This is a genomic window from Polaribacter sp. (assembly GCF_965660385.1).
In the GTDB taxonomy this organism is placed as follows: Bacteria; Bacteroidota; Bacteroidia; order Flavobacteriales; family Flavobacteriaceae; genus Polaribacter.
In genome coordinates this window covers 14793-30198 of record NZ_CBFHZT010000034.1, presented here as the reverse complement: position 1 = coordinate 30198, position 15406 = coordinate 14793, and the positions used below count along the sequence as shown (strand labels likewise).

Genomic DNA, 15406 nt, shown 5'->3' with positions numbered 1-15406 from the left:
GTGTTCTTATTGAAAGTATTTTGTTGATGTTTTCAACATTTTATGAAGAATCCATTTGAATAGATTAAAGTAATCTTAAAATTGAATTTTTCATACAACATTTGTTTTTTTTTGATAAAAAATTATGTAGGTTTGAGAAAAATAAAAATCCTTATAATGATCATAACAGCAAATAATCCTAAAAGAAAATCTTGGTTAAAAGTAAAAGAAAATTCCGATTTCCCAATTCAAAATATCCCTTTTGGCGTTTTTATCACTAGAGATGATATTATTACTATTGGAAGTAGAATTGGCGATTACGCTATTGATTTAGGTGCTTTTCATCAATTAGGGTATTTTGAAGGTATTCCTTTAACAGATGACATGTTTTTACAAGATAATTTGAATGATTTTATTGCAGATGGTCGTAAAACATGGCGTTTGGTGCGTAACAGAATTGCAGAAGTTTTTGACGTTACCAATGGTAAGTTAAGAGATAATGCCAATCATAAAGATAAAATTATCTTTAGAATGGATGAAGTAGAAATGTTGCTACCAGTTGCAGTTGGGGATTATACAGATTTTTATGCAAGTAAAGAACATGCAACTAATGTGGGTTCTTTATTTAGAGATCCTGAGAATGCATTACTACCAAACTGGCTGCATATACCCATTGGGTATCATGGAAGAAGCTCTTCTATTGTGCCCTCAGGAACCCCAATTAGAAGGCCTTATGGACAAACAAAACCTGCAGAAGGAAGTAATAAACCTGGATTTGGACCATCAAAACTCTTAGATTTTGAATTAGAAATGGCATTCATCACTACAGATGCTAATGTTATAGGCGATAGAATTTCGATAGAAGAAACTGAAGAGTATATTTTTGGATTGGTACAATTTAACGATTGGTCTGCTAGAGATATTCAAGCTTGGGAATATGTACCTTTAGGACCATTTTTAGGAAAAAGTTTTGCTTCTACAATTTCTCCTTGGATTGTTACTTTAGATGCTTTAGAACCTTTTAGAGTTGACAACCCTGAGCAAGTTTATGAACCTTTACCTTATTTAAAACAAGAAGGCAAAGGAAGTTATGATATTAAATTACAAGTAGGAATTAAACCAGAAAATGGAGAAGAAACCATTGTTGCGAATTCTAATTTTAAATATATGTATTGGACAATGGCACAACAATTGGCGCACCACACAGTAAATGGTTGTCCTGTTGAAGCTGGAGATATGATGGGTTCTGGTACGATTTCTGGACCCACTGAAGATAGTTTTGGTTCTATGCTAGAGCTAACATGGAAAGGATCTAAACCAATTACATTAAAAGACGGTACTACACGTAAGTTTATAAATGATAACGATACTGTAATTATGCGTGCACATTGTAAAAATGATAAAGTACGTATTGGTTTTGGTGAATGTGTTGGTAAGGTTTTACCTGCAAAATAAGTTACGAAAGTCTACTTAAAATTTACCCACAAAAAAACCGAGCAATTTGCTCGGTTTTTTTTGTTTTATATAAAATAGCTTAAGCAATGCTTGCAGCGATTTTTTTATAAGTACCATTTTCTAATTTTTCTCTAATTGCTGAAAATGCAGTAATGGTTTCATCAATATCTTCTTGAGTATGCGTTGCAGTTGGTATTAATCTTAAAATGATTAATCCTTTTGGTATTACAGGATAAACGACAATTGAACAGAAAATTCCATGATTTTCACGCAAATCGTTAACCATTGCCATGGCTTCTGGTATATCACCTTTTAAAAATACAGGAGTAATACAAGTTTGCGTAGTTCCTAAATCGAAACCAGCCTCTCGTAAACCAGATTGTAAAGCATTGGTGTTTTTCCATAACTTTTCTTTTAATTCTGGCATTGTACGAATCATATCCAAACGTTTTAAAGCACCTTTAACCATTGCCATTGGTAAAGATTTTGCAAACATTTGAGAACGTAAATTGTATTGTAAAAACTGAATTACATCTTTATCACCTGCTAAAAAAGCTCCAATTCCTGCCATAGACTTAGCAAAAGTTGCAAAATAAACATCAATGTCATCTTGTACACCTTGTTCAAAACCTGTACCTCTACCACCTTCACCTAAGGTTCCAAATCCGTGAGCATCATCTACCAAAAGTCTAAAATTATACTCTTTTTTAAAAGCTACAATTTCTTTTAAACGGCCTTGCTCTCCTCGCATTCCAAAAACACCCTCAGAAATCACTAAAATTCCACCTCCTGTTTTCTCTGCCATTCTTTTAGCGCGCTTGATGTTTTTCTCAAAGCTTTCCATGTCATTATGTTTGTAAACAAAACGTTTACCTGCATGCAAGCGTACACCATCTATAATACATGCGTGTGTATCAATATCGTACACAATAACATCATTTTTACTAACTAAAGCATCTATAGCAGACATGATACCTTGATAGCCAAAATTTAATAAGTATGCTTTTTCTTTATTTACAAATTCTGCACATTCGCGCTCTAATTGTTCGTGTAAAGGTGTATGACCAGACATCATTCTTGCACCCATTGGATAAGCCATTCCATGTTCTAAAGCTGCTTCTCCATCAACTTTTAAAACTTCAGGATGATTTGCTAACCCTAAATAATCGTTGATACTCCAAGTAACTACTTTTTTACCATTAAACGACATTCTGTTAGAAATTGGGCCTTCTAATTTAGGAAAAACATAATATCCTTCTGCTTTATCTGCCCATTTTCCTAATGGTCCTTTATCTGCAATTATTCTATCAAATAAATCATTCACCATAATCGTTATTTTTGATTTTGTTTAGAGTTGCAAATTAACCGCTTTTTTTGCAGTTTATCAAATTGTAAAGTAGTTTTAGTTTTTAAAGAAAGCCTTGCTGCTTCATCCAAGAATCATTATAAATTTTGTTCATATATCTAGAACCGTGATCTGGAAAAATAAGTACTACAAAACTATCTTCATTAAAATAATCTTGTTTTTCATATTGCCTTGCAGCTTGTAGAACTGCACCACAAGTATAGCCACAAAAAATACCTTCTTTTTTTACAATTTCTCTTGATGCAAAAGCCGCTTCTTTATCACTTACTTTTTCATAAATATCGATAACATCAAAATCTGTAGCAGTTGGAATTAAATTTTTACCTAATCCCTCAATTTTGTAAGGTGATACTTCATTTAAATCTAATTCGCCTGTTTCATGGTATTTTTTTAAAACAGATCCTATAGCATCTACCCCTAGAACTTTTATATTTGGATTTTGCTCTTTCAAGTATTTACCTGTTCCAGAAATGGTACCTCCAGTTCCACTAGCAACAACTATGTGGGTAACTTTACCATTGGTTTGTTTCCAAATTTCTGGGCCTGTAGTTCTGTAATGTGCTTCTGTATTTAACTCATTAAAATATTGGTTAATATAAACTGAGTTTTTAGTTTCTTTGTGAATTCTTTTAGCAACCTCATAATACGATCTGGGGTCATCTGCAGGCACATTTGCTGGGCAAACATGTACTTCTGCTCCCATTGTTTTTAATAAATCGATTTTGTCTTGAGATGATTTATCGGAAACTGCTAAAATACATCTGTAGCCTTTTACCAAGCCAATCATTGCTAAACTGTAGCCTGTATTTCCTGAAGTAGTTTCTACAATTGTTGCCCCTTTTTTTAGAATCCCTTTTTTTTCGGCATTTTCAACAATATGTAAGGCGATTCTATCTTTTTGAGACAAACCAGGGTTAAAAGCTTCTAGTTTTGCAAAGTAGTTACCTTTTAATTTCTTAGTAACTCTTTGGAGTTTTACCATTGGTGTTTCTCCTACTAAATCTAAAATAGTATTGTTAATTCCTTGGTTTCTTGTCATTCTAAGATTCTAAAAAGTAAAACATCTTTAAGTTTTAAAACGTCGAAGAAATCTTTTAGTATTGGATTGCTTCAAAAAGCTTAAAATGACGTCTATTTTTTTATTTTTAATCAGATGCAAAAGTACACAACCTATTTGAATTACAAAATTGATTTCAATGAATTAAAATGTTAGCGTAATTTATTCTCTAAAGCTAAAAGGAATGCGTAATCTTTGGCAGTTTCTTTTAAAGATTCAAATCTACCTGAAGCACCTCCATGACCTGCCTCCATATTGGTGTGCAGTAATAAAACATTTTCATCTGTTTTTAGTTCTCTTAGTTTTGCCACCCATTTTGCTGGTTCCCAATATTGTACTTGACTATCATGATAACCTGTAGTTACTAACATATTTGGATACGCTTTTGCTTCCACTTGATCATAAGGAGAGTATGATTTTATATAGTCATAATATTCCTTTTCATTAGGGTTTCCCCATTCATCATATTCACCTGTGGTTAAAGGAATACTATCATCTAACATGGTAGAAATTACATCAACAAAAGGTACAGCAGCAATAATACCATGATACAATTCTGGGTTCATATTTACAATTGCGCCCATTAACAAACCACCCGCAGAACCGCCCATGGCATATAAATGTTTTGCAGAAGTATACTTATTCTCAATTAAAAATTTTGAACAATCTATAAAATCGTAAAATGTATTTTTTTTGTGTAGCATTTTACCATCATCATACCAGTCTCTACCTAAATATTCACTACCTCTAATATGTGCCAATGCATACACAAAACCCCTATCTAACAAACTTAAACGTGTTGTAGAAAAGCTATCTGGTATGGTATATCCATAAGAACCATAAGCATATTGCAACAAAGGTGTGTTTTTATCTAATTTTGTGTCTTTATGATAAACTAACGAAATGGCTACTTTTTTTCCATCTCTGGCAGTTGCCCAAACTCTTTTACTCTTATAATTTTCTTTTTTGAATGTACCTCCTAAAACTTCTTGTTCTTTTTTTATTTCTTTCGATTTATCACTCATATTAAAATCAATCACAGAACTGGGTGTTGTGAATGAGTTGTAAGAATAACGAATACAATTGGTATCAAATTCAGGATTACCATGTACACCCGCTGAATACGTTTCTTCATCAAAAGGTAAATAGTAATCTTCGGTTTCGTCCCATCTTTTTATTCTAATTTTATTCAAACCATTGGTTCGTTCTTCCAAAACCAAATAGTCTTTAAAAATTGAAAAATCTTCTAATAGGGTATCTTCTCTATGTGGAATTACATCTACCCAATTTTCTTTAGTTGTTTTATCAACGGAAGTTTTCATCAACTTAAAATTGGTAGCATTGTCTTTATTGGTAAGCAAATAAAAATGATTTTTATAATGCGCTACATTAAACTCCAAGTTGGGTTGCCTTTCTTGAAGCATGGTAAATTTACCTGTTGGATTATTGGCATCTAAAAATTGTGCTTCTGTTGAAAGTGTGCTATAAGAACCAATTAATATGTATTTTTTAGATTTTGATTTGGTTACGTACGTACCAAAAGTTTCGTCTTGTTCGTGATATACTTCTACATCTTCTGCAGTTGATGTACCTAAAACATGTCTAAATATTTTAGAACTTCGTAAAGTGGTAGGATCTTTTTTAGTATAAAAAATGGTTTTATTATCGTTTGCCCAAACAGCACCTCCAGTGGTATTATCAATAATATCCTTATAAATTTCTCCGGTTTCTAAATTTTTGAATCGCAAAAAATACTGTCTTCTACTTACAGTATCTGTAGCAAAAACGGCTAACTTATTGTTGGGCGAAATGCTTAAACCACCTAATTTAAAATAATCGAAACCTTTAGCAAGTTCATTAACATCAAACAAAATTTCTTCATCTGCTGCTAAAGTTTCTTTTTTACGACTATAAATTGGATATTGCTTGCCAATTTCAAAACGGGTTATGTAAAAATATCCATTGCTTTTATAAGGTACAGAAGCATCATCTTCTTTAATTCTACCTTTCATTTCCTGAAACAAATGTTCTTGAAAATCTTTGATATAGTCTGTTATTTGGTTGTAATAATCATTTTCTGCTTCTAAATAATCGACTACTTTTTGGGTTTGTTCGTCTTTAACAGGGGCTAATTTTTGATCATCAGACAAACGCATCCAAAAATAATTATCGATTCTTACATCATTATGTTTTTCTAATTGGGTAGGAATTTTTTCTGCAATTGGTGGTTTTGCAGCACTACTTTTCATCATAAGAATATCATTTTATAAGCGGGTGCAAAAATAGCATATAATTTTGATTCGAAACTGATTATCAATATGGTTTTTAATCCACTTTTATTATTTTGAAATTTGTAAATTTGTGTAAAATTTAAAAAAAGAAATTATGTTTGGAGACTTATCTGGAATGATGGACAAATTAAAAAAGGCTCAAGAAGAAGTAGAAAAAACAAAAGAACGTTTAAATTCTGTATTAGTTGATGCATCTTCTGCTGATGGAAAAATAAATGTAACCTTAACCGCAAATAGACAAATTAAAAAAATTGCTATAGATGATAGTTTGTTAAGTGATGCTGAAGAATTAGAAGACTATTTAATCATCACTTTAAACAAAGCCATAGAAAAGGCGTCTAAAATTAACGAAACAGAAATGGCTGCTGCTGCTAAAAGTGGTATGCCAAACATTCCTGGAATGAACCCTTTTAAATAGTTTATAAATTGACTAAAATGAACCTAGGTAATTTGAAACAAGATGTTTAAGATTTCTGTTTAAAATGTAACGTTTTTTTTATCCTATATCACATCAATTAAATAGAATGCTTTTAGATTTAAAAGATTATATGTTGCCCTGCTTAAGTAAAACGCTTTTTGGTTTGGAGTGTTTAGGCTGTGGTTTTCAGCGTTCATTTATTTTGTTAATTCATGGTGATTTTATAGATGCCTTTAAAATGTATCCTGCAGTTTATACTCTTTTAGGCCTTTTTATCTTTATTTTAATAAATTTTAAAGTAAAGTATAAACATTCAAAAAAAATAATTGCTAGATTAGCATATCTGAATTTATTTATAATGGTCATCAATTATCTACTAAAAATTAATATTTAAAAAAAATATGAAAAAACTAAACACAACTTTAATTTACGTATTATCTTCTATTAGTCTACTTTGCTGCTGTTTAGCAGGCCTAGGTATTTTATTAGCAATTCCTTCTTTTATTATAGCCAATAAAAAATTAAAAGAAGCAGAAACATCGCCAGAAGATTATGAAGCAGATGATATAAAAGCTATGAAAACAGCCAAAACTTTTGCATTGGTTGCTCTGGGTATAAATGGTGCATATTTTCTTTACAATATTTATTTCTTTAGCACTACAGATTGGGACACTTATATGGAAGAAATTAAAACCAGAATGGAACAATATCAACAATAAAATTTCCAATATATTTAGTTTAAATATCCAAATACTTTCAATTAGAAATTATTTGGATATTTTTTTTGAGCTGATTTGCGTTACATTTAACATCAAATAAACTAAGATGGTTTTGTAAATAAATTAACTTTGTAATTATACCAAAATATCCTTTCATATTATGAATCAAAAGAAAAAAAAGCCCATTGGAAAAAGAATTTTAAAATGGAGTTTAATTACGGTACTTGTTGTACTCATTGCATTATTTTCTGCACCTTTTTTGTTTAAAAATAAAATTGAGCAGTTGATAACGCAAACAATCAATAGCAATATCAACGCAACTTTTTCTTTTTCTGAAACCAATTTGAGTTTTTTTAGTGATTTTCCGCTGGCAAGTATTTCAATTAGTGATATTGTTATTGCCAACAAAGCGCCTTTTTTAGGAGATACTTTATACCAAGCAAAAACACTAAACCTGAGTATGAAAATTACAGAGCTTTTTAAAAATGCAGATGAACCTTTGCAATTAAAAAGCATCAATACTTCAACAGGAGTTGTAAATATTATTTTTGATGAAAATGGAGCTGGGAATTATGATATCGCTAAAAAATCAACAGAAAATTCAGAAACCAAAACAACAGAAAATTCTTTTTCTTTAGACATTCAAGATTATGGTTTAGAAAACATGAACTTTAATTATATAGACAGAGGTGCTAACATGCAACTGCATTTAAACAACATAAACCATACAGGAAAAGGAAATTTTGCAGCAGATGTTTTAGATTTAGATACCAAATCTGAAGCTATTTTATCTTATGATTATGATAACGTAAACTACATACACGATGTTGCGATTACTTTAGATGCGGTTTTGGGCATCGACTTAAAAAACAGCAAATATTCATTTAAAGAAAACACAGGATTTATAAATCAATTGCCATTACAGTTTGATGGTTTTATTCAATTGGTAGAGGAAAATCAGTTGTATAATATCAATTTTAAAACACCAACTTCAGATTTTAAAAACCTACTCGCTTTGTTACCAAAGCAATATTCTGGAAATTTAAACGCAATAAAAACTCAAGGAAATTTCGATTTAAAAGGTTCTGTAAAAGGCACTTTATCAGAAAAAACCATTCCTAGTTTTGATATTACATTTTCTTCTAATAACGCTATGTTTAAATATGATGATTTACCAAAAGCGGTTGAAAACATTACTATTGACACTAAAATCATCAACAAAACAGGAAACACAAAAGACACTTATATCAATGTAAATAATTTAACATTTAAAATTGATGATGATGTATTTGCAACAAATGCAACAATTGAAAATTTAACGACCAATCCTAAAATTCAATTAACGGCAAAAGGTAAAATGAATTTGGCTAATATTGGCAAAGTATACCCTGCACCAATGCAACAAGAATTAGCCGGAATTTTAAATGCCAATGTTTCTTCTAGTTTTGATATGAATGCGATTGAAAAAGGATTATATCAAAATGTAAAAAACTCAGGAACTGTAAGTGTTACCGATTTTAAATACGATAGCAAAGAGGTTGCGAATGCTTTTTATATCAAAAAAACCGAAATTGGGTTTACTACAAAATCCATAGAATTGAAAGATTTTGATGCAAAAACAGGAAATTCTGACATTTCCATAAAAGGTGGTTTAGCTAATTTCTATGGATTTTTATTCAACAACGAAGAGTTAAAGGGAAATTTCACCTTAAATTCTAATAATTTTAAAGTTGATGATTTTTTAACCCAAGAAACAACAACTACCGAAACTACTACTGAAAATGCGCAACTTAAAATTCCTGCTTTTTTGAATTGTAAATTTGTAGCAAATGCAAAAAATGTTACTTATGACAATATTAACTTAAAAAATGTTTCAGGAACCATCTATGTAAAAGATGAAGCTGTAAACTTACAGAATTTAAAAACAGATGTATTTGGAGGTAAGATTGGGTTTGATGGAAATGTATCTACTAAAGGAAAAACAGCTAGTTTTAAAATGGATTTGAATTTAGATAAATTGAATATTTCTGAGTCTTTTACCAATTTAGAAATGCTAAAAGCTATTGCGCCTATTGCCAAAACCATTGGTGGTAAAATAAATTCTAAAATTGAGGTTTCTGGAAATTTAAATGATAATATGACTCCGAATTTAAGAACCATTTCTGGAAATTTATTTGGTAAATTATTAGATCCAAAACTAAATGCTAGCAATTCAAAAGCTTTGTCTTTGTTAGATAACAAAGTAAATTTCTTGGATATGAGCAAGCTAAATTTAGACGGAATTAATGCATATTTCGCCTTTAAAGATGGACAAGTAAATGTAAAACCAATTCCTGTTAGCTATAAAGATATTAACATGGAAATCTCTGGAAATCATACTTTTGATAATGTGATGAATTACGATATTGTTTTTGATGTTCCTGTAAAATATTTAGGTACAGAAGTAACGAGCTTACTATCAAAATTATCACCAAAAGATGCAGCCAATATCAAAAACATTCCTGTAAAAGCCAATATCAAAGGTAGTTTTACAAGTCCAAATTTTTCTACAAATCTTAAAGATGCAACTGCTAACCTAGTCAAAGATTTGATTGAAAAACAAAAGAAAAGTTTGCTAGATAAAGGAAAAAACAAATTGATTGATTTATTGGGTGTTAAAAAAGACTCCACAAAAAAAGAGGATACAAAAGATAAAATTAAAGGCGTTTTAGGAAATCTTTTTGGCAAAAAGAAAAAAGATACAGTTAAAAATTAATCCTATAAATTATCTTCTTAATAATTAAGAAACTGTAAAAACTTTTGTTAGATTAGAGAACCCGCAAAAATTGAAAACACAAATAAAAGCGCATACAAAGAGATAAAAATAATGGTCATAACACCAATAAACTTAAAATGAGATTTTAAGTTCTCAAAAGCATCAGCTAGAGTATCATCATTTTTAGTGGCTAACGCCGCTTTCATTTTTCTTGAAAATTTAAATAAATACAACACAGGAAAAAAATACAGTATAGCAACTATTAAATACACCACCATTAAGTACGTACCCATGTTAGAGACTCCTTGTTGTTGTGTAAGTAAATCAAGCATTGGTGCATAAACAGTACCCATTAATACAGCAACTACTACAAAAAGTAAAATACTTATAAAGCCTAGAATAGAAAAGAAAAAACACCAACTGCTAATCTCTTTTAAAAAACTTTTTGACTTAGAGGTAACTGTTAATTGTTCTAATTGCGTTAACGGACTTTTCATGGGGTATTCTAATTTAAATTGATCTGCTATCAAAAGTAAAAAAAAGAAACCACAAAATCACAGTTAAAATTCTGTGAATTTGTGGTTCGTATTATAAACTTACTAAGTTTTACGTATTGAACTCAGTAATAGTCTTTTTTATAATTGCAATACAATCTCTTAACTGCGCTTCATTCATCACCAAAGGTGGTGCAAAACGAATGATATTGCCATGTGTTGGTTTTGCCAATAAACCATTATCTCTTAATTGTATGCAAATATCCCAAGCCGTAGAACTTTCTTCAGAATCGTTAATTAAAATTGCGTTTAACAATCCTTTTCCTCGAACAGATTCTACCAAATCATTTTCTTTACAAAATTCGGTTAACTCTGCTCTAAATATTTCTCCTAATCTTTCTGCATTTTCTGCCAATTTTTCGTCAGCCACAACAGTTAAGGCAGCAATAGCTACAGCTGCTGCAATTGGGTTTCCGCCAAAAGTAGACCCATGATTTCCTGGACGAATAACATTCATAATATTGTCATTTGCCAAAACTGCAGAAACAGGATAGGCACCACCAGAAAGTGCTTTTCCTAAAATTAGAATATCTGGTTTTACTTCTGGTGTTCCAGAACAATTTTTATCAGCACAAGTACAATTTCCACAAGTAGCCAATAAACGTCCAGTTCTTGCAATTCCTGTTTGTACTTCATCAGCAATAAATAACACCTTATAATCTTCGCACAATTGTTTTGCAGCAGCTAAATAGCCTTCAGAAGGCACATATACACCAGCTTCACCTTGAATTGGTTCTACCAAAAAAGCAGCGACATTCGGGTTGTTTTCTAAAGCCTCTTGCAATTCTTGTAAATTATCGTATTCAATTTTTAAAAAACCTTTGGTATAAGGTCCAAAATTTTTACGTGCTACAGGATCATTAGAAAACGATATAATAGTAGTTGTTCTTCCATGAAAATTATTTTCACAAACAATAATTTCTGCTTTATTTTCTTTAATTCCTTTTACTTCATACGCCCATTTTCTGGCTATTTTTAAAGCTGTTTCAACAGCTTCAGCACCAGTATTCATTGGCAAAAGTTTATCAAACCCAAAAAGTTCAGTCGCAAATTTCTCATATTTGCCTAGCATATCATTGTAAAAAGCACGAGAAGTTAAACTCAATGTTTTTGCTTGATTTACCATTGCATCTACAATTTTAGGATGGCAATGTCCTTGATTTACAGCAGAATATGCAGACAAAAAATCATAATACTTTTTCCCTTCTGCATCCCAAACATACACACCTTCACCTTTACTTAATACCACAGGAAGTGGATGATAATTGTGTGCCCCATATTCATTTTCTAATGCTATCGCTTCTTGCGAACTTAACTTGTCTAAAACAGTCATTCTATTTATTTAAATGTTTATACTAAAAACATTCCTGTTCTACCTTTATCCTTTCAGTTGGTACCGAAAATTCAGCGTGGGAAAGAAATCATCCCTGAAGTATTGCAAAAATAGTGAAAATTTTAGGTTCATCCTAAAACCGAGCTTGCCAAAATTTAGGGCGTTCCTTTATCCTGAAAGCATTCAGGATTAAAGTCGGGCTTTACGTTATATCCCTGAAACAAGTTCAGGGGATGCCACTTCAATCCCTTACGCAAAATGCCTGTTTAAAAATAATAATTCCATAGAAATACAAATTGCTCTTTAAGTAGCGCAGACCTCACAGGTTTTAAAAACCTTTGAGGACTTAATCAATAACTTTTCTTAATTTCGCAAACCAATAAACAAGACAAAATGCCACGTAGAGAACACAATAAATTTGTAAAAAGAAATCAAGTTTTAGAGTTAAAAATTGAAGATTACGCTTTTGGCGGAAAAGGAATTGCAAGAATCCATTCAGATGAAGGCAGTTTTGTAGTTTTTGTTCCCAATACTTTACCAGGTCAATTGGTAAAAGCACAAATAAAAAAGACTAGCAAAAAATATGCTGAAGCCAAATTAATTGATGTTTTACAAGCATCACCTGATGAAGTTGAAGTTCCTTTTCAAGATATTCCTGGTGCGCCTTATATTCAATTGCCTATTGAGTTGCAACATCAATATAAAAAAGAAAGCACCTTATCTCTTTTTAAAAGAATTGGTAAAGTTGAGAATATCGATGATTTATTTGATGAATTTATTTCGTCACCAAACGTATTCCATTATCGTAATAAAATGGAATATGGGTTTTCTGCCATTGGTTATGATAGAGTTAATAAAACTGACAAAGACGAATTTACGCTTGGTTTTAAAAGACGTGGAGTTTGGTGGATGGGAGATAATCTAGAGAAGGATTCTGGTTTGTTTGACAAAGAATTTGAAGATAATTTAAAGAACATCAGAAAATATTGTTTTGATACGGGTTTACAACCTTGGCATGGTCCTAGAAAAGAAGGTTTTTTTAGATATTTTGTAGTTCGGAAATCATACAAAACCAACGAATTATTATTCAATTTGGTAACTACTTCTTATGATTTGCCTAAGTTCAACCTACAAAAATTTGCAGAATTTCTTGTATCACTTTTTGGTGATAGAGTTGCAGGTTTATTGCACACCATTAACGATGAAATTGGAGATAGAACTATTGCTACTTCAGGAAGTATCAATTTAATATACGGAAAAGACAAAATTGTAGAAGAATTATTAGGCTTAAATTTTGAAATTAGTATGAAAAGCTTTTTTCAAACCAATCCTAAATCCGCAGAAAAATTATACTCAAAAGTAGTTGATTATGTTTTGGAAGATAAAACAAAAGTAGACAATACTGTAGTTATGGATTTATTTTGTGGCACAGGAACCATTGGGCAAATTGTAGCATCCAAAAGTAAAAATGCAAAAATTGTTGGTGTAGATATTGTAGCTTCTGCCATAGAAGACGCGAAAAAAAATGCGAAAAGAAATAAAATAGAAGGACTAAAATTTTATGCTGCAGATGTGGGTAAATTTTTAACTCATCATCCAGAATATCAAAATAAAATAAAAACCATTATTTTAGATCCTGCTAGAGCAGGCATTGTTCCTAAAACCTTACAGAAAATCATCAACCTAAATGCAGACAGAATGGTGTATGTTTCTTGTAACCCTGCTACACAAGCTAGAGATACAGAATTATTAGCGCAAGCTGGTTATCAGATAAAAAAAATGAGTTTGGTAGATCAGTTTCCTCATACCTCACATATAGAAACAGTTGTTTTGTTTGAGAAATGTTAAATCAGTTAATTATTTGTGAAGTTTTAAGCTTATTTCTTAAAATGAAACTATTTTAGCAACAAATAAAACCTCCAAAAATGAAAAAACTTACAAACACAGAAATTGACGCAAAATTAGAAAACCTAACAGATTGGGATTTTTATGATGACGCTTTACATACCGATTTTGAATTCGATAATTTTAAAGATTGTATGTCTGCCATGAACAGAATTGCTTTTGAGTGTGAGGCACTAAACCATCATCCAGAATGGACAAATGTGTACAATACTTTAGATATTTCCTTAACTACACACGATGCTGGTGGCGTAACAGAATTAGATTTTAAATTAGCCAAGGCTATCAATCAAATAGTAGAAGTTGAAGAATAACTTTATGAAAAAAACAATTGGTTTTCTTGTATTGTGTGCAGTAATCATTACTGCATGTGAAAAAGACGACTTTTGTACGCAAAACCCAGTAACACCTAAACTGATTCTTCGTTTTTATGATGATGTTGATAGAACATTACCTAAATCTGCAGAATCACTTTATGTTTGGGCAGAAAATAAAGATAGTATTTTTGTAAATATTGCCACAGATTCTTTAGTATTACCCTTAAATGGTAATACAAGACAAACCATTTACAATTTTTCAAAAGATGGTGTGATAGAAAAGTTTACTATTAATTACAATATAGAAAATGAATATGTTTCGCGTTCTTGCGGTTTCAAAATAAATTTTTTTGATGTATCATTTTCACCTTCAAACAACTGGATTACAGATTTGAATAGCATAGAAACAACATTAGAAAATCAAGATGCAGCACATGTTCAAGTATTTCATTAACTTTTTTTTATTTTTTATTGTTGTTGATGCATTTTCGCAAGTTCAGCCTAAAGACAGTGTATCAACTGTTCAAGATTCTATAGTTTATACAACACCTTATGGAATTCGGTTTGGGGTTGATATCAGTAAACCCATTTTAGCTGCTGTACATAGTAATTACAATAATGGTTTTGAAGTAGTCGCAGATTATAGAATTAAAAAACGGCTTTATTTAGCTGCTGAGCTAGGGTACGAAGACGTAACTACAAAAGAAGATTTTACAAATTCAACAGCTAGTGGAACTTATGTTAGGTTAGGTATAAACTATAATTTATATGAAAACTGGTTAGACATGAATAATGAAGTATTTTTTGGTTTTAGATATGGCTTAAGTATTTTTGATCAAACCTTAAATAGCTTTACACCCAATGTTGTAAACGGAGAAGACAAAGGCGAACCTTACTTTACAAGTAATACTACTTTTCCAAACACAACAACAAGTTTAAATGCGCATTGGTCTGAATTTATGCTAGGCTTTAAAGTAGAAACATTTACAAATGTTTTTATTAGTGCAAGCCTTTCTTATAAGATAGCAATAAGAGTAAAAGAACCCGAAAATTTCAAGACTTTGTACGCTCCAGGTTTTAATAGAATCTTTGATAGTAGCACTGGTTTTGGGTTTAATTACACAATATCTTACCTAATTCCGTTCTCAAAAAAATAAATTTAATAAGAATTTAGTACTTTTCAGGTCTAAATAAAATAAATATTAGAAAATTAGGTTGCTATTTTTACGAATTTCTAAAACCTTTTTTTTGTAACTTTAA

At 30.9% G+C, this 15406-nt stretch carries 14 protein-coding genes; 9 read left to right on the top strand and 5 right to left on the bottom strand.

All coding sequences use genetic code 11. The annotated features are described in order from the left end of the window. Nucleotides 1-156 precede the first annotated feature (156 nt). Nucleotides 157-1434 carry a fumarylacetoacetase gene (fahA, locus tag ACTG3V_RS10865; RefSeq protein WP_439132187.1) on the top strand — a complete coding sequence of 426 codons (1278 nt, stop codon included), beginning with the start codon at nt 157-159 and terminating at the stop codon, nt 1432-1434. Nucleotides 1435-1513: 79 nt separating this feature from the next. Here the strand turns inward: fahA and ACTG3V_RS10860 are convergent, their stop codons facing one another. From ACTG3V_RS10860 to ACTG3V_RS10850, 3 genes are all read right to left on the bottom strand, one after another. Then, nucleotides 1514-2758 (bottom strand): aminotransferase class I/II-fold pyridoxal phosphate-dependent enzyme, encoded by a 1245-nt coding sequence (locus ACTG3V_RS10860; RefSeq protein WP_439132189.1) that lies wholly within the window; start codon nt 2756-2758, stop codon nt 1514-1516. Between the two features lie 85 nt (nt 2759-2843). Further along, nucleotides 2844-3839, bottom strand: a complete 996-nt coding sequence (locus ACTG3V_RS10855; RefSeq protein WP_439132186.1) for a PLP-dependent cysteine synthase family protein — start codon at nt 3837-3839, stop codon at nt 2844-2846. A gap of 170 nt (nt 3840-4009) precedes the next feature. Continuing rightward, nucleotides 4010-6106, bottom strand: coding sequence for a S9 family peptidase (locus ACTG3V_RS10850; protein ID WP_439132188.1), 2097 nt, complete (start codon nt 6104-6106; stop codon nt 4010-4012). A gap of 136 nt (nt 6107-6242) precedes the next feature. Here ACTG3V_RS10850 and ACTG3V_RS10845 point away from each other — a divergent pair, with 136 nt between their 5' ends. From ACTG3V_RS10845 to ACTG3V_RS10830, 4 genes are all read left to right on the top strand, one after another. Continuing rightward, complete coding sequence (locus ACTG3V_RS10845; RefSeq protein WP_439132185.1) at nt 6243-6566, top strand: YbaB/EbfC family nucleoid-associated protein; 324 nt, start codon at nt 6243-6245, stop codon at nt 6564-6566. A gap of 106 nt (nt 6567-6672) precedes the next feature. Beyond that, nucleotides 6673-6960, top strand: coding sequence for a DUF2752 domain-containing protein (locus ACTG3V_RS10840; RefSeq protein WP_439132184.1), 288 nt, complete (start codon nt 6673-6675; stop codon nt 6958-6960). Nucleotides 6961-6967: 7 nt separating this feature from the next. After that, on the top strand, nt 6968-7285 hold the full coding sequence (locus ACTG3V_RS10835) for a CCC motif membrane protein (RefSeq protein ID WP_439132183.1): 318 nt from the start codon (nt 6968-6970) through the stop codon (nt 7283-7285). Nucleotides 7286-7445: 160 nt separating this feature from the next. After that, nucleotides 7446-10040: an AsmA family protein gene (locus ACTG3V_RS10830; protein WP_439132182.1), complete on the top strand. Its 2595-nt coding sequence runs from the start codon at nt 7446-7448 to the stop codon at nt 10038-10040. Between the two features lie 47 nt (nt 10041-10087). On the opposite strand, the gene ACTG3V_RS10825 is transcribed toward ACTG3V_RS10830, so the two are convergent. Both ACTG3V_RS10825 and rocD read right to left on the bottom strand, forming a co-directional pair. Next, nucleotides 10088-10537, bottom strand: a complete 450-nt coding sequence (locus tag ACTG3V_RS10825) for a DUF5362 family protein (RefSeq protein WP_439132181.1) — start codon at nt 10535-10537, stop codon at nt 10088-10090. 109 nt (nt 10538-10646) lie between these two features. Next, nucleotides 10647-11927, bottom strand: coding sequence for an ornithine--oxo-acid transaminase (gene rocD / locus ACTG3V_RS10820; protein WP_439132180.1), 1281 nt, complete (start codon nt 11925-11927; stop codon nt 10647-10649). Between the two features lie 393 nt (nt 11928-12320). Here rocD and rlmD point away from each other — a divergent pair, with 393 nt between their 5' ends. From rlmD to ACTG3V_RS10800, 4 genes are all read left to right on the top strand, one after another. Beyond that, nucleotides 12321-13775 (top strand): 23S rRNA (uracil(1939)-C(5))-methyltransferase RlmD, encoded by a 1455-nt coding sequence (gene rlmD, locus ACTG3V_RS10815; RefSeq protein ID WP_439132179.1) that lies wholly within the window; start codon nt 12321-12323, stop codon nt 13773-13775. Between the two features lie 77 nt (nt 13776-13852). Further along, nucleotides 13853-14143, top strand: coding sequence for a 4a-hydroxytetrahydrobiopterin dehydratase (locus ACTG3V_RS10810; protein WP_439132178.1), 291 nt, complete (start codon nt 13853-13855; stop codon nt 14141-14143). Between the two features lie 4 nt (nt 14144-14147). After that, nucleotides 14148-14600 (top strand): DUF6452 family protein, encoded by a 453-nt coding sequence (locus tag ACTG3V_RS10805; protein WP_439132177.1) that lies wholly within the window; start codon nt 14148-14150, stop codon nt 14598-14600. Next, nucleotides 14581-15303 carry a DUF6048 family protein gene (locus tag ACTG3V_RS10800; RefSeq protein WP_439132176.1) on the top strand — a complete coding sequence of 241 codons (723 nt, stop codon included), beginning with the start codon at nt 14581-14583 and terminating at the stop codon, nt 15301-15303. The genes ACTG3V_RS10805 and ACTG3V_RS10800 overlap by 20 nt, the downstream gene beginning before the upstream one ends. The last annotated feature ends 103 nt before the right edge of the window (nt 15304-15406 follow it).

Bases quoted from the DNA above. Each gene is read 5' to 3' on its own strand.
- fahA (WP_439132187.1), top strand. From the start codon at position 157: ATGATCATAACAGCAAATAATCCTAAAAGAAAATCTTGGTTAAAAGTA.
- ACTG3V_RS10855 (WP_439132186.1), bottom strand. From the start codon at position 3,839: ATGACAAGAAACCAAGGAATTAACAATACTATTTTAGATTTAGTAGGA.
- ACTG3V_RS10850 (WP_439132188.1), bottom strand. From the start codon at position 6,106: ATGAAAAGTAGTGCTGCAAAACCACCAATTGCAGAAAAAATTCCTACC.
- ACTG3V_RS10845 (WP_439132185.1), top strand. From the start codon at position 6,243: ATGTTTGGAGACTTATCTGGAATGATGGACAAATTAAAAAAGGCTCAA.
- ACTG3V_RS10840 (WP_439132184.1), top strand. From the start codon at position 6,673: ATGCTTTTAGATTTAAAAGATTATATGTTGCCCTGCTTAAGTAAAACG.
- ACTG3V_RS10835 (WP_439132183.1), top strand. From the start codon at position 6,968: ATGAAAAAACTAAACACAACTTTAATTTACGTATTATCTTCTATTAGT.
- ACTG3V_RS10830 (WP_439132182.1), top strand. From the start codon at position 7,446: ATGAATCAAAAGAAAAAAAAGCCCATTGGAAAAAGAATTTTAAAATGG.
- ACTG3V_RS10825 (WP_439132181.1), bottom strand. From the start codon at position 10,537: ATGAAAAGTCCGTTAACGCAATTAGAACAATTAACAGTTACCTCTAAG.
- rocD (WP_439132180.1), bottom strand. From the start codon at position 11,927: ATGACTGTTTTAGACAAGTTAAGTTCGCAAGAAGCGATAGCATTAGAA.
- rlmD (WP_439132179.1), top strand. From the start codon at position 12,321: ATGCCACGTAGAGAACACAATAAATTTGTAAAAAGAAATCAAGTTTTA.
- ACTG3V_RS10810 (WP_439132178.1), top strand. From the start codon at position 13,853: ATGAAAAAACTTACAAACACAGAAATTGACGCAAAATTAGAAAACCTA.
- ACTG3V_RS10805 (WP_439132177.1), top strand. From the start codon at position 14,148: ATGAAAAAAACAATTGGTTTTCTTGTATTGTGTGCAGTAATCATTACT.
- ACTG3V_RS10800 (WP_439132176.1), top strand. From the start codon at position 14,581: ATGTTCAAGTATTTCATTAACTTTTTTTTATTTTTTATTGTTGTTGAT.